General features: G+C 65.4%; 20 protein-coding genes and 1 pseudogene. 10 read left to right on the top strand and 11 right to left on the bottom strand.

Going from position 1 to position 22,084, the window contains the following annotated elements; genetic code table 11:
* Both ilvB and miaA read right to left on the bottom strand, forming a co-directional pair.
* On the bottom strand, window positions 1–1,550 hold a 1,550-nt coding region (gene ilvB / locus Q0082_RS18915), incomplete at its 3' end, for a biosynthetic-type acetolactate synthase large subunit (protein ID WP_298195157.1).
* A 255-nt stretch (window positions 1,551–1,805) separates the two neighbouring features.
* Window positions 1,806–2,765: a tRNA (adenosine(37)-N6)-dimethylallyltransferase MiaA gene (gene miaA / locus Q0082_RS18920; protein WP_298195158.1), complete on the bottom strand. Its 960-nt coding sequence runs from the start codon at window positions 2,763–2,765 to the stop codon at window positions 1,806–1,808.
* Here miaA and serB point away from each other — a divergent pair.
* Window positions 2,758–3,651 carry a phosphoserine phosphatase SerB gene (gene serB, locus Q0082_RS18925; protein ID WP_298195159.1) on the top strand — a complete coding sequence of 298 codons (894 nt, stop codon included), beginning with the start codon at window positions 2,758–2,760 and terminating at the stop codon, window positions 3,649–3,651. The genes miaA and serB overlap by 8 nt on opposite strands.
* Before the next feature lie 74 nt (window positions 3,652–3,725).
* A complete protein-coding gene (locus Q0082_RS18930) occupies window positions 3,726–4,565 on the top strand; it encodes a Coq4 family protein (protein ID WP_298195160.1) in 840 nt (279 codons plus the stop codon).
* A gap of 70 nt (window positions 4,566–4,635) precedes the next feature.
* Here the strand turns inward: Q0082_RS18930 and purL are convergent, their stop codons facing one another.
* Genes purL through Q0082_RS18945 form a run of 3 tightly spaced genes read right to left on the bottom strand, consistent with a single transcriptional unit; the run spans window position 4,636 to window position 7,953 of the window.
* Window positions 4,636–6,834, bottom strand: a complete 2,199-nt coding sequence (purL, locus tag Q0082_RS18935) for a phosphoribosylformylglycinamidine synthase subunit PurL (RefSeq protein WP_298195161.1) — start codon at window positions 6,832–6,834, stop codon at window positions 4,636–4,638.
* A 39-nt stretch (window positions 6,835–6,873) separates the two neighbouring features.
* A complete protein-coding gene (locus Q0082_RS18940) occupies window positions 6,874–7,548 on the bottom strand; it encodes a hypothetical protein (RefSeq protein WP_298195162.1) in 675 nt (224 codons plus the stop codon).
* Window positions 7,549–7,554: 6 nt separating this feature from the next.
* Window positions 7,555–7,953 (bottom strand): DUF2177 family protein, encoded by a 399-nt coding sequence (locus Q0082_RS18945; protein ID WP_298195163.1) that lies wholly within the window; start codon window positions 7,951–7,953, stop codon window positions 7,555–7,557.
* A gap of 61 nt (window positions 7,954–8,014) precedes the next feature.
* Here Q0082_RS18945 and Q0082_RS18950 point away from each other — a divergent pair, with 61 nt between their 5' ends.
* The 5 genes from Q0082_RS18950 (at window position 8,015) to queA (ending at window position 11,687) form a co-directional block, all read left to right on the top strand.
* Entirely contained in the window at window positions 8,015–8,284 is a 270-nt protein-coding gene (locus Q0082_RS18950) for an exodeoxyribonuclease VII small subunit (RefSeq protein ID WP_298195176.1), read from the top strand.
* On the top strand, window positions 8,281–9,198 hold the full coding sequence (locus Q0082_RS18955) for a farnesyl diphosphate synthase (protein ID WP_298195164.1): 918 nt from the start codon (window positions 8,281–8,283) through the stop codon (window positions 9,196–9,198). Before Q0082_RS18950 ends, Q0082_RS18955 begins: the two co-directional genes overlap by 4 nt.
* A complete protein-coding gene (gene coaD / locus Q0082_RS18960) occupies window positions 9,199–9,720 on the top strand; it encodes a pantetheine-phosphate adenylyltransferase (RefSeq protein ID WP_298195165.1) in 522 nt (173 codons plus the stop codon).
* 104 nt (window positions 9,721–9,824) lie between these two features.
* Entirely contained in the window at window positions 9,825–10,559 is a 735-nt protein-coding gene (locus Q0082_RS18965) for a peptidylprolyl isomerase (protein WP_298195166.1), read from the top strand.
* A 99-nt stretch (window positions 10,560–10,658) separates the two neighbouring features.
* The gene (gene queA, locus Q0082_RS18970; RefSeq protein WP_298195167.1) at window positions 10,659–11,687 is read left to right on the top strand and encodes a tRNA preQ1(34) S-adenosylmethionine ribosyltransferase-isomerase QueA; all 1,029 of its coding nucleotides are present in this window, start codon (window positions 10,659–10,661) and stop codon (window positions 11,685–11,687) included.
* A 28-nt stretch (window positions 11,688–11,715) separates the two neighbouring features.
* Here the strand turns inward: queA and Q0082_RS18975 are convergent, their stop codons facing one another.
* From Q0082_RS18975 to Q0082_RS18990, 4 genes are all read right to left on the bottom strand, one after another.
* Window positions 11,716–13,683 carry an ELWxxDGT repeat protein gene (locus Q0082_RS18975; protein ID WP_298195168.1) on the bottom strand — a complete coding sequence of 656 codons (1,968 nt, stop codon included), beginning with the start codon at window positions 13,681–13,683 and terminating at the stop codon, window positions 11,716–11,718.
* 172 nt (window positions 13,684–13,855) lie between these two features.
* Window positions 13,856–14,092, bottom strand: a complete 237-nt coding sequence (locus Q0082_RS18980) for a DUF465 domain-containing protein (protein WP_298195169.1) — start codon at window positions 14,090–14,092, stop codon at window positions 13,856–13,858.
* Window positions 14,093–14,197: 105 nt separating this feature from the next.
* Entirely contained in the window at window positions 14,198–15,856 is a 1,659-nt protein-coding gene (locus Q0082_RS18985) for a calcium-binding protein (RefSeq protein ID WP_298195170.1), read from the bottom strand.
* An 8-nt stretch (window positions 15,857–15,864) separates the two neighbouring features.
* Window positions 15,865–16,641 carry a TSUP family transporter gene (locus tag Q0082_RS18990; protein ID WP_298195171.1) on the bottom strand — a complete coding sequence of 259 codons (777 nt, stop codon included), beginning with the start codon at window positions 16,639–16,641 and terminating at the stop codon, window positions 15,865–15,867.
* A gap of 62 nt (window positions 16,642–16,703) precedes the next feature.
* On the opposite strand from Q0082_RS18990, the gene tgt reads away from it, so the two are divergent.
* Entirely contained in the window at window positions 16,704–17,831 is a 1,128-nt protein-coding gene (gene tgt, locus Q0082_RS18995; protein ID WP_298195172.1) for a tRNA guanosine(34) transglycosylase Tgt, read from the top strand.
* A 73-nt stretch (window positions 17,832–17,904) separates the two neighbouring features.
* Window positions 17,905–20,220, top strand: coding sequence for a penicillin acylase family protein (locus Q0082_RS19000; RefSeq protein ID WP_298195173.1), 2,316 nt, complete (start codon window positions 17,905–17,907; stop codon window positions 20,218–20,220).
* Here the strand turns inward: Q0082_RS19000 and Q0082_RS19005 are convergent, their stop codons facing one another.
* Window positions 20,221–21,396: an indoleamine 2,3-dioxygenase gene (locus Q0082_RS19005; protein WP_298195174.1), complete on the bottom strand. Its 1,176-nt coding sequence runs from the start codon at window positions 21,394–21,396 to the stop codon at window positions 20,221–20,223.
* 102 nt (window positions 21,397–21,498) lie between these two features.
* Here Q0082_RS19005 and Q0082_RS19010 point away from each other — a divergent pair, with 102 nt between their 5' ends.
* Window positions 21,499–21,942: an Lrp/AsnC family transcriptional regulator gene (locus tag Q0082_RS19010; protein WP_298195175.1), complete on the top strand. Its 444-nt coding sequence runs from the start codon at window positions 21,499–21,501 to the stop codon at window positions 21,940–21,942.
* Between the two features lie 58 nt (window positions 21,943–22,000).
* On the opposite strand, the pseudogene Q0082_RS19015 reads toward Q0082_RS19010, so the two are convergent.
* A pseudogene (locus Q0082_RS19015) lies at window positions 22,001–22,084 on the bottom strand (30S ribosomal protein S4); the annotation flags it as partial.

The following is a 22,084-nucleotide window of genomic DNA, read 5'->3' on the forward strand; positions in this document are numbered from 1 at the left end:
CGGATGCCCTTCCAGCCGTAGGCTTCGGCGAGCTTCACGAAATCGGGGAGGCTGTCCGAATAGGAGTTCGAATAGCGGCTCTCGTAGGTCAGTTCCTGCCACTGGCGGACCATGCCCATCCATTCGTTGTTGAGCACGAAGACCTTGACCGGCAGGCGGTACTGCGTCGCGGTGCCGAGCTCCTGAATGTTCATCTGGATCGAGGCATCGCCTGCGATATCGATGACCAAGGCATCGGGGAAGCCAACTTGCGCGCCGATAGCGGCGGGGAGGCCATAGCCCATCGTGCCGAGGCCGCCCGACGTTAGCCACTTGTTGGGGCCCGAAAAGTGGAAGTACTGCGCCGCCCACATCTGGTGCTGGCCGACTTCGGTGGTGATGATCGGGTCGCGCTTGCGGGTCAGCTCGTAAAGCCGCTCGACCGCATATTGCGGCATGATGGCTTCCTTGCGGTGCGGATAGGCGAGGGACTTGCGCGCGCGCCAGCCATCGATGCAGGCGAACCATTCGGTGAGGTCGTTTGCCTCGCACTTCGTCTCGTTCCAGCCTGCGATGAGCTGCTTCAAGACCTTGGCGCAATCGCCGACGATGGGGAGATCGGCGCGCACGGTCTTGTTGATCGAGGCGCGGTCGATATCGATGTGGATGCGCTTGGAATTCGGCGAGAAGGCATCGAGGCGGCCCGTCACGCGGTCGTCGAAGCGCGCACCGATCGCGACGATGAGATCGGCGCGGTTCATCGCCATGTTTGCTTCATACGTGCCGTGCATGCCGAGCATGCCTAGCCACGCCGGATGGTCTGCCGGGAAGGCGCCAAGGCCCATGAGCGTGGACGTGACCGGCGCGCCGGTGAGCGCCTGAAGCTCACGCAGAAGAGCGGTTGCTTCGGGGCCGGAATTGATCACGCCGCCGCCGGTATAGAAGATCGGGGCCTGTGCGGCGGCGATCATCTGCACAGCCTGCGCGATATCTTCGCGAGGGGCCTCGAGCTGCGGATTGTACCGCGTGCGGGTGCGGGCAGGCTTGCCGGTCCACGGCGCAAGGCCGATCTGGACGTCCTTGGGAATATCGATCACGACCGGGCCGGGGCGGCCTTCGGTGGCGATGCGGAAGGCTTCCTCGACGATCTCGCCAAGCTGGTTGGGGTCCTTCACGAGGTAGTTGTGCTTGGTGCAGTGGCGCGTGATGCCGACGGTATCGCATTCCTGGAATGCATCCGAACCGATCAGCGCGGTCGGGACCTGGCCGGTGATGACGACGAGCGGGATCGAATCCATGAAGGCATCGGCAATGCCGGTGACCGCATTGGTCGCGCCCGGGCCTGACGTCACGAGCACGACGCCGGGCTTGCCGGTGGCGCGCGCATAGCCTTCGGCCGCATGGGCGGCGCCCGCTTCGTGGCGGACGAGGATGTGGCGGATCCGCTCGTCACCGAACAGGGCATCGTAGATCGGCAGCACCGCGCCGCCGGGATAGCCGAATACGCATTCGACCCCGCGCGCGATCAGGCTTTCGACCAGGATTTCCGCGCCGCTGCGCTCGTTCTTCACGTGTCGTTCCCTTTCCGGCCCGGTGTACCCTTCTGGGCCTTCTCCGGATGCCGCTGCGAAGCGGGCGCGTTAGCCGCGCTGCCGCGCTGTTCAAACCAAAATCTGCCGGATTGGGGACCACAACCCACGAAAACCCGGAAAAAATGCGGCCCGGAGCAGAGGCAGACTGCGCCGGGCCAGGGATGCCGGGGGAGGGACTGGATCCATGCCCGCCGGTAATGGTGCGGTACGCGACATAAAATGCTGCGTCAACCCCTAATCGCGTAATAATGCTTCAATCAGAGTGTCTGGCGGGGAATTTTGCAACGTGATGCGCGGCCATGCGGCGGGGGGCTGATGCCGCAGCCAGGTGTATTGCCGCTTGGCATAGCGCCGCGTGGACTGGCTGCCAGCGGCCATCGCTTCTGCCTCGGTGAGCTGTCCGGCAAGGAAATCAGCAATTTCCGGCACGCCGATCGCGCGCATGACGGGGAGCGCGGGATCGAGGCCGCGCCCGAGCAATGCTTCGACTTCGGCAATCGCGCCGGCCTGCCACATCCGCGCGAAGCGCCGGTCGCAGCGTTCATAAAGCCAGGCGCGATCGGGCATGAGGATCAGCGGGCGCAAGGCCACCGCGTGACCGATGCCGCCGCTGCGTTCGGCCTGCCAATCCGCGAGGGGGCGACCGGTGGAGCGCACTACCTCGAGCGCGCGCGCAATGCGGGCGCCGTCGGCCGGTGCGAGCGTGGCGGCACGGGCCGGGTCTTCGCTTTGCAGGGCAGCGTAGGCCTGCCCGGTGGAGAGCGCGCGGACGGCGGCGCGGACGTTCGGGTCGATAGGGGGCACGGGGGCAATGCCGTCCAGCAGGGTGCGGATATAGAGGCCTGTGCCGCCGACGAGGATGGGGAGCGCGCCAGCGGCATGCGCGGCGGCGATTTCGGCGCGGGCGGATGCGGCCCAGTCGGCGGCGGAGCAGGCCTTGGCGCCGTCCCATGCGCCGAAGAGTCGGTGGGGGATGCCGTGCATTTCGGCTGCGGCAGGTCGCGCGCTAAGCACGGCAAGATCGGCGTAGACCTGGGCGCTGTCCGCATTGATAACGACGGCCTTTCCGCCAGCTGCCTCGTGCGCAAGCGCCGCGCGCACCGCGAGATCGCTCTTGCCGCTCGCCGTCGGCCCTGCAATGAGCGCGAGCGGCGGCAGCTGGGCCGTGCCAGAAGGGGAATGATCGGTGCTCATCGCACGGCTGATAGCAGAGCCCGAGACGCTTGGTGACAATCTTGCGCTCGCTATGGAGCAGATTGAGGACGCGGGCTGGGAAGTGGCTGGCGCGGGCATGCTCTCCGAGGTCGACGATGTGCTCGAGATGGAACTGATCGAAGAGGCGAAAGCGCCTGACGTCGGCGCGGTACGGCGCATTCTGGACCAGTGCTTCCCGAACTCAGACCTCCTGCTTTCGCGTGAGGCGATCGAGGTGCCGCGCCTATTCGTCTCCGACATGGATTCGACCATGATCGGGCAGGAATGCATCGATGAACTGGCCGATTTTGCCGGGCTGAAGGAACGGATCGCGGCGATCACCGAGCGGGCGATGCGGGGCGAGCTCGATTTCGAGGCTGCGCTGCGCGAACGCGTGGGGCTGCTGAAGGATCTTTCAGAAGGGGCGATTGCGCAGTGCCTTGAGGAGCGCATCCGCCCGATGGACGGCGCGCGGACGCTGGTTGCCACCCTCAAGGCGCAGGGCACGCGGACAGTGCTGGTGACGGGAGGCTTCCATGCTTTTGCCGATCCGGTGGCGCAGCAGCTGGGGTTCGAGCATGTCGTAGCCAATCGGCTCGGCGTGCATGGCGGCGTGCTGACGGGTGATGTGGTCGGCGGGATCGTTGACAGTTCGGTCAAACGCCAGGTGCTGCTGGACGAGACGGCACGGCTGGGCGAGGGGGCTGGTTCGCTGGCGACCGGCGACGGCGCAAACGACATTCCGATGCTGGAAGCGGCCACGCACGGCATTGCTTACCGCGCCAAGCCCAAGGCGCGGGCGGCGGCGGACGGGTGGATCGAGCGGGGCGACCTGACCGCGATCCTCTCGCTGTACGGCATTGCGCGGGAGCACTGGTTGGTCTGACTGACCTCGGGCTTGACGCGATATTAACACTGGTGTTAGTAGCGGGGCAGAACCTGATTCTGCGGAGACACCGTGTGAACGCTCTGACTGCCCGTTTTGACGCTGACGAATCTCAAGTTGCCGGGGGGCGCGATTTCCTGCAGCTGCCGCTGTTCGACGAGCGCCGACCGAAGCTCCGTCTGCGTCCGGCCAAGGCGCTGCACCATTTTCGCGAGCTCTTGAAGGACAAGGAGAATACCGAGGAGGTGTTCTACATCTTCGAGGCGCTGCCCTGGCGCGATCTGCGCAAGGCGGGCGAGCGGTTTCTGACCTCCGAGCGCGGCATGGACATGCGCGTCAAGGAGCCCAATCTGCCGACGATCCTTGACGATCACGCGGCGCTGCGCCGCATGCCCGAAGGCTCGCTGGCCCATGCCTATTGCGACTTCATGGAGCGCGAAGGCCTGACGGCACAGGGGCTGGTCGAGGAATTCGAGCGCTTCGCCAAGGACAAGCCCAAGTACAACGACCAGTTCCAGTGGTACATGAACCGCATGCGCGATGTGCATGATATGCTTCATGTTCTGACCGGCTATGGCCGTGACGCGCTGGGCGAGGCCTGCGTGCTGGCGTTCACCTACAGCCAGCAGCCCGCGCTGGCGCACTTGTTCATCGGCTACATGGCGGGGCTGAACATCGGCAAGCAGGTCAAGAGCAGCGCCCCGGTGCTGCGCGCGATCCGCGAGGCGCAGGGGCTGGGCAAGGCCTGCCCGCGGCTGGTCGAGCAATCGATCACCGCGCTCTTGCCGATGCAGCTGGAAGATGTGCGCCGCAAACTGAACATCACACCCGCAATGCACTACCGCGCGGCGCATGCGGTTTGGCAGTCGATGGGCGTCGATCCCTACGATCTGCTGGGCAAGAAGGCAGCCTGATTTAGCCCCTCCGTCAGCGCTTCGCGCTGCCACCTCCCCGAGACAAGCTCGGGGAGGGATTTGGCTGGGATCAGCCTTCCATCCAGTTCTTGAAGAAGGCCTCGTTTGCCTCGCGCAGCGCGGCGATCTCGACCGCAAAGCCCGGGCCGGTGACGGCGCTGCCGCCGGTGGTGCCAATGCGGGTCATCGGGATGCCGGCGGCCTGGATCGTTTCGGCAACAGCGCTTGTCACGACATAGCGGCCCTGATCCTCACCGAAGGCGGTGAAGTGATCGCCGATTTCCTCGAGCTTGCAGCCGATGCCGTTGGCCATCGCCATTTCGGCGAGCGCGACGAGGAGACCGCCATCCGAAACATCGTGCACGGCGCTGACCTTGCCTTCGGCGATCAGCTTGCGAACGAATTCACCGTGGGCGCGCTCGGCGGCGAGATCGACCGGCGGCGGGGCGCCGTCTTCACGGCCGTGGATTTCGCGGAGCCAGAGCGATTGGCCGAGGTGGCCGTTGCTGTGACCGATGACGAAGATTGCCTCGCCTTCGGCGTTGAAGGCGATCTTGGCCATGGTCTCATGGTCTTCCATGAGGCCGACACCGCCGATGGCAGGCGTGGGGAGGATGGCGGAGCCGCCACCGGTCGCCTTGCTCTCGTTGTAGAGCGAGACGTTGCCTGAAACGATGGGATAGTCGAGCGCACGGCAGGCATCGCCCATGCCGCGCAGGGCCTCGACGATCTGCGCCATGATTTCGGGACGCTGGGGGTTGGCGAAGTTGAGGCAATTGGTGATTGCCAAGGGCTTGGCGCCGACAGCGGAGATGTTGCGGTAGGTTTCGGCCACCGCCTGCTTGCCGCCTTCGTATGGGTCGGCATAGCAGTAGCGCGGGGTGCAATCGGTGCTCATGGCGAGCGCTTTCTGCGTGCCATGGATGCGCACGACGGCAGCGTCGCCGCCCGACTTCTGCAGCGTGTCCGCGCCGACCTGCGAGTCGTACTGCTCCCAGATCCAGCGGCGGCTGGCGAGATCGGCGCTGCCGATGAGCGTGAGAAGATCCGCGCCGAGATCGGTGCTGGCGGGAACATCGCCGAGCGGCTTCACGCCGGCCCAGGCCTTGTAGTCCGCAAGGCTCATCGCCGGGCGGTCATAGAGCGGCGCGTCTTCTGCGAGGGGCCCGAGCGGGATGTTGCACACCGTCTCGCCCTGGAAGGTGAGGACCATGTTGCCGGTGTCGGTCACTTCGCCGATCACCGCGAAATCGAGTTCCCATTTGCGGAAGATCGCCTCGGCCATGGCTTCCTTGCCGGGCTTCAGCACCATGAGCATGCGCTCCTGGCTTTCCGAGAGCATCATTTCGTAGGGCGTCATGCCCTCTTCGCGGCAGGGCACCTTGTCCATGTCGAGCACGACGCCGGCCTTGCCGTTGGTCGCCATTTCGACCGAGGAGGACGTGAGGCCGGCGGCGCCCATGTCCTGGATCGCGACGATGGCGTCGGTCGCCATGAGTTCGAGGCAGGCCTCGATGAGGAGCTTTTCGGTGAAGGGATCGCCAACCTGCACGGTGGGGCGCTTTTCCTCGCTCTTCTCGTCGAAGTCCGCGCTCGCCATCGTGGCGCCGTGGATGCCGTCGCGCCCGGTCTTGGAGCCGACGTAGACGATCGGATTGCCGATGCCTGTGGCGGCCGAATAGAAGATCTTGTCCTGATCGGCCACGCCCACGGTCATCGCGTTGACGAGGATGTTGCCGTCGTAGGCCTTGTGGAAATTGGTCTCGCCGCCCACCGTCGGCACGCCGACGCAATTGCCATATCCGCCGATGCCGGCGACGACGCCTTGCACCAAGTGCTTCATCTTGGGGTGATCGGGGCGGCCGAAACGCAGCGCGTTCATGTTGGCGACCGGGCGCGCGCCCATCGTGAACACGTCGCGCAGGATGCCGCCCACGCCCGTTGCCGCGCCCTGATAGGGCTCGATGTAGGAGGGGTGGTTGTGGCTCTCCATCTTGAAGATGGCGGCGAGCTTGGTGCCGTCAGGCCCATCGCCGATATCGATCACGCCCGCATTCTCGCCCGGGCCGCAGATCACCCAGGGCGCCTCGGTCGGCAGCTTCTTCAGGTGGATACGGCTCGACTTGTAGGAGCAGTGCTCGGACCACATGACCGAGAAGATGCCGAGCTCGACGAGGTTTGGCTCGCGCCCCAGCGCGTGAAGCACGCGGGCATATTCTTCCTCGGACAGCCCATGGGCGGCGACGACATCGGGAGTGATTTCGGACATGGCAGGGCCCTTAGCGACGTGCGCCGGGCATGGCGAGTCTCAAGCGAAGCGCTGTGCCCCGGAAACCTTCGAACGCGTGGCCTCGACCAGCAGGGCGAGCGCCGCGAGCACGGTGAAGGCGAACAGCGCGAGGAGCGGCTGGGCGGGGCTCATTTCGGTGGTACGCGGGCTGAACCAGTCGATCACCTGAAACAACGCGAGGACTGCGGCGAAGAGACCGAGGACCAGGCCCGAGCGCGGTCCGGCAGCACGGGTGCGCGAGGCATAGAAGGCGAGGCTGCCGAACGCGAGCAGGACTTCGAGCGCATGTTCGGTGAGCGGGTGGTTCCACAAACCGAGACCGAGCTTCGGCGGCGAACCGGCGAGCGTGAGATCGGGCGCATGGACAATGTAATCCGCCAGCCAGTGCGAGAGGACGCAGGCGAAAGCGATCAGCGCGGCAGGCCGGCTGCGGGTCATGGCCAGCACGAGGACGCCGAACAGCGCAGCCAGCACTGCAGCGCCCAGCAAGCTGTGGCTGATCGGCATGTCATAAAGATCGAGCCAGTTGCTGGCGGTGAAATTCGGCGTCAGGCGGTAATGCTCGATGCCGGTGAGTGCCAAGCTGAAGAAGGCAAAATCGAGCACTTGCACGGCGACGACGAGCACGGGGAGCGACGGGGCCTTGCGCGATGCGGCGGCGATGAAGGCGGGGGCATAATGGCCGATGAACACGGATGCTTATCCAGCGAAGGCGCGCGCAGCCCATGTGGCAGCGACGGCGGCGGTCATCGTGGCGAAAGCGCCCCAGCACACATCGATTGCGGTGACGTAGCTGGGCCAGCGGGCGAGCGTGGCCTGATTGGTGAAATCGTACGTCGCGTAGCATAGCGCGCCGAGCAGCGCGCCATTGAGCGCCGCCGCGCCGAGGCCGGAGGCAATGCCCGGGCGGATCGCGAACCAGACCATGCCGGCGAGGTAGGCAAGATAAAAAATGCCGGCAGGCGCAAGCCGGAAGCTGGGTGCCAGGAGGTCCCCCAGCGCCGGGCGATAAAGGTTTGGTCCGGCCCAGCCGAGCCAGAGTGCATCAAGACCGCCGAAAACCACGGCTGCCACCAGATAAGCTATTACCAATTGCATGCACCTGCTCCCTGTCTCGAAGCTTGACCGGCTGCGGCTCGCCCGTCAATGCTGGCAGGTGATGGCACACGATACCGACATCGGCTCGCTGAGTTTCGAGGAAGCCCTGAAAGCGCTGGAGGATATTGTCCGCCGGCTGGAAAGCGGTGAGGCGCCGCTCGACGAATCGATCAGTCTCTACGCGCGGGGCGATGCGCTGCGCGCGCATTGCCAGAAGCGGCTCGATGCGGCCCAGGCGCGGATCGAGGCGATCGTGACCGATGGGCCCTCTGGCGGATTGGGGCGAGCTGTGGGCACGAAATCCTTCGACGAAGGAAATGGCGGGGCATGACCGCAATGGAACGGACGGGCCCCTGGCAGGACCTGCTGCGCCCGGCGCTGGCGCGCATTGCCGAGGACATCGACAGCAGCTTCGATGCGCTGCTGCCGCTGGCGAACGACCCGCGCGACCGGCTGATCGAGGCGATGCGCTATGCTGCGATCGGCGGCGGCAAGCGCCTGCGCCCGCTGCTGGTGCTGGCAACCGCGAGCCTGTTCGGGGCGGACCGGGCAATGGCGATCCGCGTCGGCACCGCGATCGAGGCGATCCACGTCTATTCGCTGATCCACGATGATCTGCCTTGCATGGATGACGATGCGCTGCGCCACGGCAAGCCGACGCTGCATGTCGCCTTCGATGAGGCAACCGCGGTGCTAGCGGGCGATGCACTGCACGACTTTGCCTTTGAGGTGCTTTCGGACCCCAACCTTTCCGGCGATCCCTTCGTGCGGATCGAACTGGTGCGCACGCTGGCGCTGGCGAGCGGGATGAACGGCATGGCCGGCGGGCAGATGATGGACATCGCCGCCGAGACCGCCTCGTTCGACCTGCCGACCGTCACGCGCCTCCAGCAATTGAAGACGGGGGCGCTGCTGAGCGCGGCGGTGGAAATGGGCGCGATCATCGGGCGCATTCCGGCCGAGGGGCGCTCGCACCTGCGCGGCTATGCCCGCGATATCGGGCTTGCCTTCCAGATCGCTGACGATCTTCTCGATGCCGAGGGGGACGAGGCGGCGGCGGGCAAGGCGCTGCGCAAGGACGAGCAGGCGGGCAAGGAAACCTTCCTCTCGCTGCTCGGCCCCGAACGGGCGCGCGAACAGGCGCAGATGCTGGTCGAGCAGGCGGTGCAATTCCTCGCCTCCTATGGTGAGGAGGCCGACCTCCTGCGCGCGCTGGCGTGGTTCATTGTCGAAAGGGATCGCTGAATGGGAGAGGCGGGAAAGAGGATCGGGGTATACCCCGGCACGTTCGACCCGATTACATTGGGGCATCTCGATATCATCCGCCGGGGGGCGAAACTGGTCGATCAGCTGATCATCGGCGTGACGACCAACCCTTCGAAGAACCCGATGTTCACGCCCGAGGAGCGCATGGCCATGGTCACGCGCGAGGTGGCAGCGCAAGGGATCGAGAATGTCTCGGTCATGGGTTTCAATGCCCTCCTTATGAAGTTCGCCGAAAAGCAGGGCGCGACCGTGATCGTGCGGGGTCTGCGCGCGGTTGCGGACTTTGAGTACGAATACCAGATGGCGGGCATGAACCAGCAGCTCAACGACGGCATCGAGACGGTGTTCCTGATGGCCGACGTCAGCCTCCAGCCGATCGCCTCGAAGCTGGTCAAGGAAATCGCGCTGTTCGGCGGCGACATTCACCGGTTCGTCACGCCGCAGGTGCGCGATGAAGTGGTGGAGCGCGTGGAACGCCAGGGCCGGCTCGGCGATTACTGAGCGCTGCACCGCGCCCGCCGGTCTGCAGGCGATTTGTTCATTGCGGCGTCATCGCCGGGGGCCTATCCGCCCCGCATAGACAGTTTTGATCGGGAAATCGTTTGATGGCATCGCGTTTGTTCACTAGGATCACGCTCGGGCTCGGTGGCGGGCTCGCGCTCGGCGCGGCGCTCATTGCCCCGATTTCACCGGCCATGGCGCAGCGACCGTCGGAAAAGGAAGCGGTGAAGCCGATCAAGGTCGATCCGATCCAGCATACGCAGACGATGACGTATGCAGTCGATCCCGACATCTCACACGATCCCGACAATGTCCTGGTGCTCGATCTTTCAAATGGCGGGCGCGTGGCGATCCGGCTCATGCCGCAATGGGCGCCGAACCATGTCGAGCGGATCAAGACGCTGACGAGGGAGGGCTTCTACAACGGGGTGATCTTCCACCGCGTGATCGAAGGCTTCATGGCGCAGACGGGCGATCCGACCGGGACCGGGCAGGGCGGCTCGAAGCTTCCCGACCTCAAGGCCGAATTCAATGATATCCCGCACCTGCGCGGCACCGTCTCGATGGCGCGCACCGATGAACCGAACTCGGCCAACAGCCAGTTCTTCATCGTGTTCTATCCGCGCTTTGCGCTCGATCACAAATATACCAACTTCGGCCGGGTGATCGCAGGCATGGACATTGTCGATGCCATCGTGCGCGGCGAGCCGCCGAAGAACCCGACCAAGATCGTGCAGGCGAGCCTTGCATCGGAGAACAAGACCCCGCCGCCGCCGCCCGCGCCTGCAGCGCCCGCCGCATTCACGGCAGATATGCTGAGCAATTCCAAGTCCAACTGAGGGATTGCGCCCTCATAGGGCGGCCGGCTCTGTCATTTAGTTTGTCCGCCCGCGGGCCGCACTTGTCGAAGCAGGGCGGCGGCGCTAGCGGCCATTCCTATGCGTGTAGACCTGTTCGACTTTGAGCTTCCACCCGAGCGTATTGCGCTGCGCCCCGCGAGCCCGCGCGATTCCGCGCGGCTGCTCGGAGTGGGGGCTGAAGGGCCATTCGTCGATGCCGTGGTGCGCGATCTGCCGAAGCTGCTGCGCGCGGGCGATGTGCTGGTGTTCAACGACACGCGGGTGATCCCGGCGCAGCTGGAGGGCGAGGTGGGCAACGCGCGGATCGGCGCGACCCTGCACAAGCGGATCGATCTCAGGCGCTGGCAGGCGTTCGTGCGCAACGGGCGGCGGCTGAAGCCCGGCAGCGTGATCGACTTCGGCGCGGGCGTTTCTGCTACGGCCGAAGATCGCCACGCCGATGGCAGCTGGACGCTGGCGTTCTGCGGCGAAGAACCGGTCGAGGTTCTGCTGGAGCGCGCGGGGCGTATGCCCCTGCCGCCCTATATCGCCGGAAAGCGCCCCACGGATGAGCGCGACCGCGAGGACTACCAGACGATGTTTGCCGCCGAGGACGGCGCAGTCGCGGCCCCCACAGCGGCGCTGCACTTTACGCCGGAACTGATGGCGGCGCTGGCCGAGGCGGGCATAGGGCACGAAACGCTGACCCTGCATGTGGGCGCAGGCACGTTCCTCCCGGTCAAGGCCGAAGATACCGAAGACCATGCCATGCATGCCGAATGGGGCCGGATCGAGCCCGAAGCGGCGGCGCGGCTCAATGCGGTCCGTGCGGGCGGCGGGCGCATCATCGCGGTCGGCACCACCAGCCTGCGCCTCCTCGAAAGCGCGGCGGACGAGGCCCGCGTGATCCATCCATTCGCGGGCGACACCAGCATCTTCATCACGCCGGGCTACCGCTTCCGCGCGATCGACGGGCTGATGACCAACTTCCACCTGCCCAAATCGACGCTGATGATGCTGGTCAGCGCGCTGATGGGGCTGGAGCGGATGCAGGAAGCCTACGCCTACGCCATTGCGAACGGGTACCGCTTCTACAGCTACGGCGATTCGAGCCTGCTGATCCCGTGAGCGGCGGGGCACTTGCCCCGCCTCCCTGTCAGGCCACCATGATCAGATCGGTGAAGGCGAGCGCGGGATGCGTCGTCGTGCCGAGCGTGGCGATTGCGACCGCCGCCGTGCCGCCCAGGCCGTCAGCGTCGTAGTAAAGCACACCGGTCGTGGTGTCGTAGACGATCCGGTCGGTAGCATCGTGCGCCGTGGTGGCCCCCGCAGCGGCGTGAAACTCATCCGCCGTCAGCGCCCCAGTGTGGGTGATCCCTGCAAAGATCTTCTTGCTCAGCCGGATGACATCCCCGTCGGTCTTGGAGAAATCAGTGATCAGGTCGTTTTCCGGCGCGGTGTCAAACACAAAGAAGTCCTTGCCGGCCCCGCCGGTCAGCGTGTCCTTGCCAAGGCTGCCGTAGAGAACATCCTTTCCGCCGCCGCCATTGATTATGTCGTTTCCAGCACGGCCGTAGATCGTGTTGGAAATATCGGTGCCGGTCAGCGTGTCGGCTGAGGCGGTGCCATTGATCACGCCTGGCTTGATGAGGACCACTGGCTTCGAGGGGTTGGAACTCGCACCGCCGGGGGCGATGTCCTGCAAAACCTTTGTGCCAGCGGCAGTGCCATCGGTGACCCACAGTTCCTGGCCCTTGGCGGGATCGTAGCCGAACACGAAGGTGGCACGGCCATCGCCGAGCGAGTTGAACTGTGTGGGCCGGGACTTGTCCTGAAGGCCGGGGGTGATGTCGAGCACCAGCTGGGTTCCGCTGGCGGTGCCATCGGAAACCCACAGCTCGCCATCGGCGCTGAACACCACCTTGTTGCCCGAGAGGGCGGCGAACCCGGAGACGCCTTCGCCCGGGCTGCCAGGTGCGGTGTCCTTGAGCAGCTTGGTTCCCGCTGCGGTGCCGTCGGTGATCCACAGCTCCGCGCCGTTGGTCTGGGTTATCCCGTTGAACAGCACCTTGCCATTGGGCAACTGATAGAAGTTGGACGGCGCTCCATTGACCCCGACCCCGAGATCCTTGAGCAGCTTCGTGCCCGCCTTTGTCCCGTCGGTGATATAGAGCAGGCTGTAGGATGTGCCGTTGGACGCGGCGAACAGTGCCTTGCCATTGCCAAGCGCATAGAAGTTGGCGGGATTGGAGCCGTTGGCGCCAACGGCAATATCGGCCAGCATCTTGGTGCCTGCAGCGGTGCCGTCCGTGGTCCAGAGCTCGTCCCCATGCGTGCCGTCGTTGGCACGGAAGATCGCGCGGCCATTGCCGAGTGCGAGTGGCCCAGCACCGCCCGAGGGGCGGAAACCGAACCCACCGCCGGGGTTGATGTCCGTGAGGAGCTTGGTGCTGCCGGCGGTTCCACCCGTCACCCAGATCTCATATCCGCTTGCCTGCTGGAACGCGCCGAAGATCATTTTGCCGTTGCCGAGATCAGTCAAATACCCTGGGAAATCACCGGGACCGAACGCCTTGAGCATGAAAGAGCCGGCCGCGCTGCCATTGGTGATCCACATGACCGCGCCGTTGCTGCCGTTGAAATCATAGGCCGTGAAGATCAGCTTGTCGGCGCCGAACGGCGTGAACTGGGAGAGGCTGTTGCCGTTGCTCGGCCCGAAGATGTTGGCGAACTTGACCGTGCCGGAGGCCGTGCCGTTGCTGATCCAGAGGTTACCGTTCGAGGTGCCATCCGAGGCGCTGAAGATGACCTTGCCGTTGCCAAGCGTGGTGAGATTGCTGGGCGCGGAGCCAGACGGGCCGGTATAGAGGTCCTTGAGCAGCGTCGTGCCGGTGGTCGTGCCATCGGTGATCCAGAGTTCGACGCCGGTATTCACATTGTCGGCGGCCGCCGAGAACAGGACCTTGCCATTGGCGAGCACGACAAAGTTTGACGGATTGGACGAGGTAAAGCCGGGAAAGATATCCTTGAGCAGCTTGGTGCCGGTGGTCGTCCCGTCGGTGATCCAGAGTTCTTTGCCGTTGGTTGAATCCGTTGCCGTGAACAATGCTTTGTTGCGTGCCATTTCAGGTCCCTTGATCTGGCGTTTCGGTGCGTTTGAGTCGAGCAAACGCTAACGATCGGTATAACCATATAGGACTGATCTACCAACTGCGAAGCTTGGCAATCTGGACCGGAATGGCGCGCTTGCCTCATCCGGGACAACCGATGCGGCTGTTGTCCCGGTGCGCTGAGGTTCAGGCTGCGACCAATTCCGCCACTGCATCGAGCACGTTGAGGCGCTGCTTCTTGAGGTCTTCAAGGTGCTGGTCCGAGGTCGGCTCGATGCCGGTTTCGGCGCGGTGGATGGCCTTGTCGAGCTCGTAATAGGCTTCGCTGAGCTTGCGGAAATGCGCGTCGCTCAGCTTGAGCGCGTGGAGCCGGGCAGCGGCTTCGGGGAATGCGGCGGCAAGATCGTGGTTGGCGTGGCTCATGGCAGGTCCTTCGCTGTGGTGTTCGCGAGGAGCCTAGCAAGGCCTGCGGGGCGGCGAATTGCGGTCGGTCAATTCGGGCGCGAACACCGCAGACTGGGGGACCATTCAGCCGAGGATCAGGATGTCATCATGGGTGAGGGCAGGCGCGCCTATGAGCACGGCAAGCGCGATGGCCGCGCGCGCGCCGGAACCATCGGGATCATAGAACAGGACGCCGGTGGTGGTGTTGTAGAGGACCCGGTCGTCCGCGTCCTGCGCGCGCAGCGCCGACACGGCGGCATGGAAGGCGCCTTCGGGCAGAGTGCCGCGTCCGGAAAGGGCGCGCAGGACGAAGGATGAAAGGTCGATCGTGTCGCCCTCCGCCGAGCTGAAATCGAGGATCCGGTCGCGATTGGCGATGCCATCGGGTCGCGTATCGAAGACAAAGTGGTCGGCGCCCGCGCCGCCTGTGAGCGTATCCTTGCCGAGGCCGCCGCGCAGGGCATCGTCCCCGCCGCCGCCGCCAAGGATATCGTTACCAGCCCAGCCGAACAGCGAATTGGCGCTGCCATTGCCTGTGATGCGGTTGCCAAGCGCATTGCCGAAGGCATCGCTCTCGTCCGTGCCGGTCAGCACGATGTTCTCTACGTATCGCGTCCGCGCACCGGTTCCGATGTTGTAGGAGACGCTGCTTTCGACCGTATCGATACCGCCTGGATCGACGGCTGCACCGTCGACGCGCTCGAGTTCGTTCACCTGTTCGCCGAATGTGTCGACGATGTAGCGGTCGTTGCCGGCGCCGCCCCGCATGACATCGAAGCTGCTTCCGCCATCGAGCACATCGGCACCCGGGCCGCCGAACAGCTTGTCGAAACCGTCGCCGCCGAGGAGGCGATCATTGCCACGGCCGCCATCGAGCGTGTCGGCGCCGTCATCGCCCTGCAGGAGATTGTCGCCCGGGCCGCCGCGCAGCAGATCATCTCCGAAGCCCCCGCGCATCGCTGGCATGAACGCGAGATCGAGCACGTCGTTGCCGGAAGTGCCGATGCCGAGATCGGCAAGGATGTTCATGTCCAGCCCGCTGGGCTGAAGGGCCTGACCATAAAAAAGGTCCGGCGCCATCAGGCCATAGTTGCCGTCCACGCTGGCTGGCGTGTAGTGGAGATAGTTGCCCGCCGTCAGCGGCAGGGGTGTGCGCACATTCGCGCCGCTGAACGCCGGGCTCGCTCCCGAAGTGATCAGCCGGTTGTCGAACGGCGATTTGAGGTTCTCGAAGAAGGTACCGTCCTTCTCGTTGTAGAACCCGTAGAACCCGATGCCATGCGCGATCTCGTGCAGCATGAGGCTGATCCCGTCGTACTTGTCGGCCGGTACGCCATCGCGCACCGAAGGCGTGGGATCGAGGTAGATGTCCTTGAGCGCATTGGCGTTGACGCGGATGGTGATATCGGGATCGGCACTGCCGTTGCGGATCACGTTGCCGGCAAGCTGCAGTGCGACGCTGCTCACCCAGTAGGATTGCTGGCCGGGCAGGCCGATGACGGCGCCGCGCGTCGGCTCACCGGTTGCCAGTACGCCGGGGCGCACATCGTTCGCGATCTCGATCTGCACGTCGATCGTGGCATCGCCGCCAAGATAAAGGCCCCACAGGTTCATCGCCTCGGCAGCGACGCCCTCGAGGAGATCGACGGTGGTCTGCACGACACCGGCGGTGTTGATCATCGAGAAGGTTGCAGTGATCGTCATCAGGTCCTCGTCTGCGCTGCGTCCGAGGCTAGCAGACACCGATAACGTTACAATCCGAGTTGCAGCCAATTCCAAAGCAGCTTGCCCGTAAGCGCCAGGCTGGCGGTGACGAGCAGCGGGCGGATCAGGCGTGCGCCATAGCGGGTGGCAAGGCGGGTGCCGATCATCGCGCCCAGCATCGAGCCTGCGCCCATGCACAGCCCGAGCCGCCAGATGACCTGTCCGCCCGCCGCGAAGACCACTAGGCTGGCGGCGTTGCTGGAAAGGTTGAGCAGTTTGGTGAGGCCGGTCGCCCGGGTGAGGCCGAGACCGCGTAAGGCCACAAGGGTCGCGGCGAAGAACTGGCCGGTGCCGGGGCCGAAGAACCCGTCGTAAAGGCCGATGCCCCCTGCGACGGGGAGGTAGCCGCGCTCCGAAAGGCGCGGCTCGCGCGGCGTATCGTCCATGCGGGGCGAGAGCAGGGTGTAGAACGCCGCACCCATCAGCAACAGCGGCACCACGAGGCGCAGCAGCGCGGCATCGAAGTGCTGGATCACGAACGCACCGGCGCCAGCGCCCAGGAAGGCGGCTAGCGTGGCGGGGAGATTGGGGCGCAGCGCGAAGAGCCCGGCGCGGTGGTAGCGCGTGGTGGCGACGGTTGCCCCCATCGCCGATTGCAGCTTGTTGGTGCCGAGCATCAGATGCGGCGGCAGCCCGGCGTAGAGCAGCGCGGGCAGGGTGAGCAGTCCGCCGCCCCCGGCGATGGCGTCGATGCAGCCGGTCAGCACGGCAAGGCCAGTGAGCGCGGGATAGAGCCATGGGGCGAGGACGAAGGCTTCGTGCATTTGCGCCCCATGGCGTTTGTGCGTAAGGCGCACAACCTTTCCCGCACCCGAGAACCTGCGCAATGACCCGCTTCTCCTTCACCGTCCACGCCACCGATGGCCGCGCCCGCACTGGCGCGATCACGATGAAGCGCGGCACGATCCGCACGCCGGCGTTCATGCCGGTCGGCACCGCGGGCACGGTCAAGGCGATGAAGGTGGAGGATGTCGCGGCGACGGGCGCGGACATCATCCTTGGCAACACCTACCACCTGATGCTGCGGCCGGGCGCGGAGCGGATGGCGCGGCTGGGAGGGCTCCACAATTTCATGCGCTGGGACAAGCCGATCCTGACGGACAGCGGCGGCTATCAGGTGATGAGCCTTTCCGAGCTGCGCAAGATCACCGAGGAAGGTGTGACCTTCGCCAGCCATATCGACGGATCGCGCCACAACCTGACGCCGGAACGCAGCATGGAAATCCAGCGGCTGCTCGGCAGCGATATCGTTATGGCCTTCGACGAATGCCCCAAGATCGACCAGCCGCGCGACGTGATTGCGCGCAGCATGGAGATGAGCATGCGCTGGGCGAAGCGCAGCCGCGATGGCTTCGATGCGGGCGGCGAGCACGCGGAACGCGCCGCGCTGTTCGGTATCCAGCAGGGCGGGCTCGATGAGCAGTTGCGCGCCGACAGCGCCGGAAAGCTGCAGGACATCGGCTTCGACGGCTATGCCATCGGTGGGCTGGCGGTGGGCGAGGGGCAGGAGGCAATGTTCTCCACATTGGACTTTGCGCCAGGCCAGCTGCCGGCAGACCGCCCGCGCTACCTGATGGGCGTGGGCAAGCCCGATGACCTTGTCGGCGCGGTGGAGCGCGGGGTCGACATGTTCGATTGCGTGCTGCCGACACGCTCGGGCCGCAACGGACAGGGCTTTACCTGGGACGGGCCAATCAACATGCGCAATGCGCGCCACGCCGAGGACTTGGGACCACTCGACGCCGAGTGCACCTGCCCGGTCTGCGCCAAGTACAGCCGGGCTTATCTCCATCACCTGCACAAGGCGGGCGAGATGCTGGGGGCAATGCTGCTGACCGAGCACAACCTTTCCTTCTACCAACAGCTGATGGCGGCGATGCGCAGCGCGATTGCGCAAGGGGCGTTTGCCAGCTTTGCGGCGGCATTTCGCGCGAGGTATCTCGCGAAGCGCTGAAGGCTGCGCGCGAAATCCATTGTCACGCGCCTGCCCGGGTTGCACCTTGCACCCATTGATCGGGTGGAGGGGCATGATGCGGCGGACGGGGATAGTGCTGGCGGGGCTTCTCGCGGCCGTTTCGGGCACGGCGGTTATGGCGGAGGAGGTGCCGCCTTCGGTGGTCCGCGAAGAGCGCAGCGCGGCGGGGCTGAACGCGGCAGGCGAGATCGTCATCGACCGGGCGGGCATTCCGCATATCTACGCTGCCAGCGCGCGCGACGGGTTTTTCCTGCAGGGCTATGCCGTGGCGCGCGACCGGCTGTGGCAGATCGACTTGTGGCGCAAGCGCGGGCTGGGGCGGCTTTCGGCGAGCTTCGGCCCGGCCTTCGTGGCGCAGGACCGCGCGGCGCGGCTGCTGCTCTATCGCGGCGATATGGGGAAGGAGTGGGGTGCCTATCCTGCGGCGGCCAAGGGCTGGACCGAGGCTTTTGTATCGGGGATCAATGCCTTCGTCGGCGATGTCGAGGCGGGTCGGCAACCTCTGCCGCCGGAGTTTTCCGAGAGCGGGAGCCGCCCCGAGCGCTGGCAAGCCGACGATGTCGTGCGCATCCGCTCGAATGCCTTGGCGAGCAACGTGGCAGCGGAAGTCGAACGGGCGCGTGCGCTGTGCGGCGGGGCGGGGGCCTATGAGGCGATGCGTGCGCCGTTGGAGCCGGCGTCGCACAAGCTGGTGATCCCCAAGGGGCTTGATCCGTGCAGCATCCCCAAGGACGTGCTGGACGAGTATCTGCTGGGCACAAGCGAGGTGCGCTTCGACGGCAAGGCGCTGTCGCTCGCACTGCGCGATCCTGACGTGCAGGAGGGCTCGAACAACTGGGTTATCGCGCCTCCGCGCAGCGCCACGGGGCGGCCTATCATGGCCAACGATCCGCACCGCGCTCACAGCGTGCCAAATCTCAGGTACCTTTCGCATATCGATACGCCCGAGCTGAAGATCGCCGGTGCGGGCGAGCCGGCGCTACCGGGTATGAGCCTTGGGCATAACGAGGACGCGGCCTGGGCTTTGACGATCTTTGCCATCGACCAGCAGGATCTGGTGGTGAACCCCAAGGGCGCGAAGCTAACCGAAGTGCGCGAGCAGATCGAAGTGAAGGGCGAGGCCCCGCGCGAGGTGGTGCTCAAGTTCACCGCGGACGGGCCGGTGATCCATGAAGATGCTGCCAGCGGGCGCAGCTTTGCCTTGCGCGCGACATGGAACCAGCCTGGCGCTTCGGCCTATTTCAATGCGTCCTGGGCATTTACGGCGAAGACTTGGGACGACTTCCGTGCCGCGCAGACGCACTGGGGCGCGCCGCCGCTCAACCTGCTCTATGCCGACAAAGGTGGCACGACGGGATGGCTGGCGGCCGGGTTCGTGCCGAAGCGCGTTGCCGGGGACGGGCTGCTGCCGGTGCCGGCGGGCAAGGCCTATGGCTGGAATGGGTTGCTGGACGGCGCGCTGATGCCGGTGGTGAAGGACCCGGCGCAGGGGTGGTTTGCCACGGCCAACCAATACAACGTACCTGCGGGCTATCCCTATTTGCTCGGGCTGGAGTGGGCCAATCCGAGCCGGATGGAGCGGATTTCGGAGGTGATCTCAGCGAAGCCGAAATTCGGCATCAGCGATGCGATGGCGTTGCAGGCTGATGTGACCTCGCCTTTTGCGCGGCGGACGGTGAAGCTTCTGGCTGGCCTCGAAGGGCGCAATGCCGCCGAGACAGGCGCGTTGGCGCTGCTGCGCGGATGGAACGGTGAACTCGGTGCGGGAAGCGCGGCAGCGGCGCTCTACGAGATCTGGACGCGGCGCCATCTGTCGCAGGCCGCGGTCAAGGCGATCGTGCCCGAGACGATGCGGGAGGCGATGGGATCGGCCTCGCTCGCGGGGGTGGTGCAGGTGCTGGAGGAGGGCAAGCTTGCCGCTCAGATCAGCCATGCCATCCTGCTTGATTCGCTGGTGGGTGCCTGGGCCGAGACCACACGGCGGCTTGGGCCCGATCCGGCGCAGTGGCGCTGGGGCACGCTGCATGTTGCGGATTTCCGCCCCACGCTCGCCTTGCCCGGCCGGGGGAGCGAGCAGCGGGTGGGTCCGCTGGGGATCGGCGGCGGGGCTTCGACCCCCAATGCGGCAAGTTGGTCAGGCGATTTCCAGCTTGTCACCGGACCCTCGGTGCGGCTGGTCATGGACGTCGGCGCGTGGGACAACAGCATGGCGATCAACACGCCGGGGCAATCGGGCGATCCCGCCAGCCCGCATTACCGCGACCTGTTCGCGCGCTGGGCTGGCGGGGCTTATGTGCCCTTCGTCTGGACGCGGGCGCGGGTACTGCTGGAGGCGGAGCGGATCATCACCGTCACACCCGCGCGCTGATCAGGCCGGGAGGAGCATTGCGGCTGTCTCGTCGCGGTGCTTCTTGAGGTACTTCATGAAGGGGGTGCCGCCGGTGCCGACATCGGGGTTGTTGCCGGCCGACTTGCTGCCCTGCTTGTTGATGTAGCTGGCCGCATATTCGAGGTGGCGGCTGCGGAAATCGGCGACGGCCTGGACCGCGCCATTGTAGGCATCGGTGAGGCCCTTGTGCCCGGTGCGGCTGACGAAGCCGCGCAAGGTGGAGGCGCGGCGCACGTCCTCGATGAAGCGGCGGTGGCCGGTCGGGCGGTAGATGTGCAGTTCGTCGAGATAGGCTTTCAGCGGATCGGCGGCGTGGCCGACGCCGAGCAGCGCGTCCATCGAGGGCACGATCGAGGATTGCGAGCCGGTCTGCCCGCGATAGGCCTGCGGGAGCCCGCCAAGACGCTTGACGCCTTCGTACACGACGCCGGCGCCGAGCGCGGGGTTGTCCTTCCAGCCATGGATGTAGGGGCGGACGCGGCGGAAGTAGATGTAAGGGTCGCACTGTTCGGGCATGCGATCAAAGATCGCGTTGATGCCGGCCCAGATGCCGACCATCTGTTCGAGGAGCGTGCGCGTGCCTTCGACGTCGCCCGCTTCTGCGGCGGCGATCACGGGAGCGAAGAGGGCCAGCGCCTTGCCTGCCTGCGCTTCGATGGCGACGTGGATCAGCACGAACCACGCCTCGTCGGTGCCGGCGGCGAACTTCTGGATCATATAGATGTTATCAAGATCGACCGGCGCGGCGGGATCGATCAGGCCCCAGTTATCAAGGACATAGCCGCTGTACTGTAGCAGCGGCTGCTGGTCGAGCTTGTCTGCCAGCGCGACCATCGGGACGGCGAGGACGGCGGGGAGCATGGTAATCGCTTCGGCGGCGCCCCAGATGTACGACTGCACGAGAAACGAATAGTGGACCATCGCCATGCGCGCGGCGGGTTCGTCGAGTTCGGCGACCATCGCGGGGGTGATCTCCGGCAGGCTGTCCTCAAGCACGTCGCGCACTTTGCCGGTGGGGAGGATTTCGGGGAGGCGCATGGCAACGGCGCCAGCTTCGGCAAGCGCACCGTGCAGTGTCACGGCGCTGGCGTCGTAGCTGCAGAGGAAGCCGCGCTCCGGCGTGATATCGTAGTTTGCGAGGCTCGCGATGGGCATGGTGCTCTCCGTTGTAGATATGGCGCAATGATATGCGGTTTGAGGTGAAAAGAGGTTGCGTATTGACGCGTGGTGACCTGTCAGTGCACAATCATTGACGATATGGACGCGATCGACAGCAAGATATTGCGCGTGCTGGAAGCCGAGGGGCGAATCAGCAATCTCCAGTTGGCCGAGCGGGTGGGGCTATCGCCCTCAGCCTGCTTGCGGCGGGTGCAGGCGCTGGAAGCCAGCGGGGTGATCAGGGGTTACCGCGCCGTGCTCGACCGGGCAAAGCTGGGCACGGGTGTGACGATCTTCGTGATGGTGGGCCTCGCCGGCCAGCTCAAGGCCGACGCGCTGGGTTTCGAGGCGGCGATGGCAGCGGCCCCCGAAGTGCGCGAGTGCCATAATGTGACCGGCGCGGTCGAGTATCTGCTGCGCGTGGAAGTGGCCGATCTCGAGGCCTACAAGCGGTTCCATTCGGACACGCTGGGCACCTTGCCGCAAGTGCGCAGCATCACCAGCCACGTCTCGTTGGGGACCTCAAAGGATTTGCGCGGCTGAAACGAAAAAAGGCGGGACTTTCGCCCCGCCTTCTTCGTGTTCGGTATGAACCGCTGGATCAGCGCGAGTAGAACTCGACGACCAGGTTCGGTTCCATCTTCACCGGGTAGGGCACTTCGTCGAGCGTGGGCACGCGCACGAA

Source organism: Novosphingobium sp. (assembly GCF_027489515.1).
GTDB lineage: Bacteria > Pseudomonadota > Alphaproteobacteria > Sphingomonadales > Sphingomonadaceae > Novosphingobium.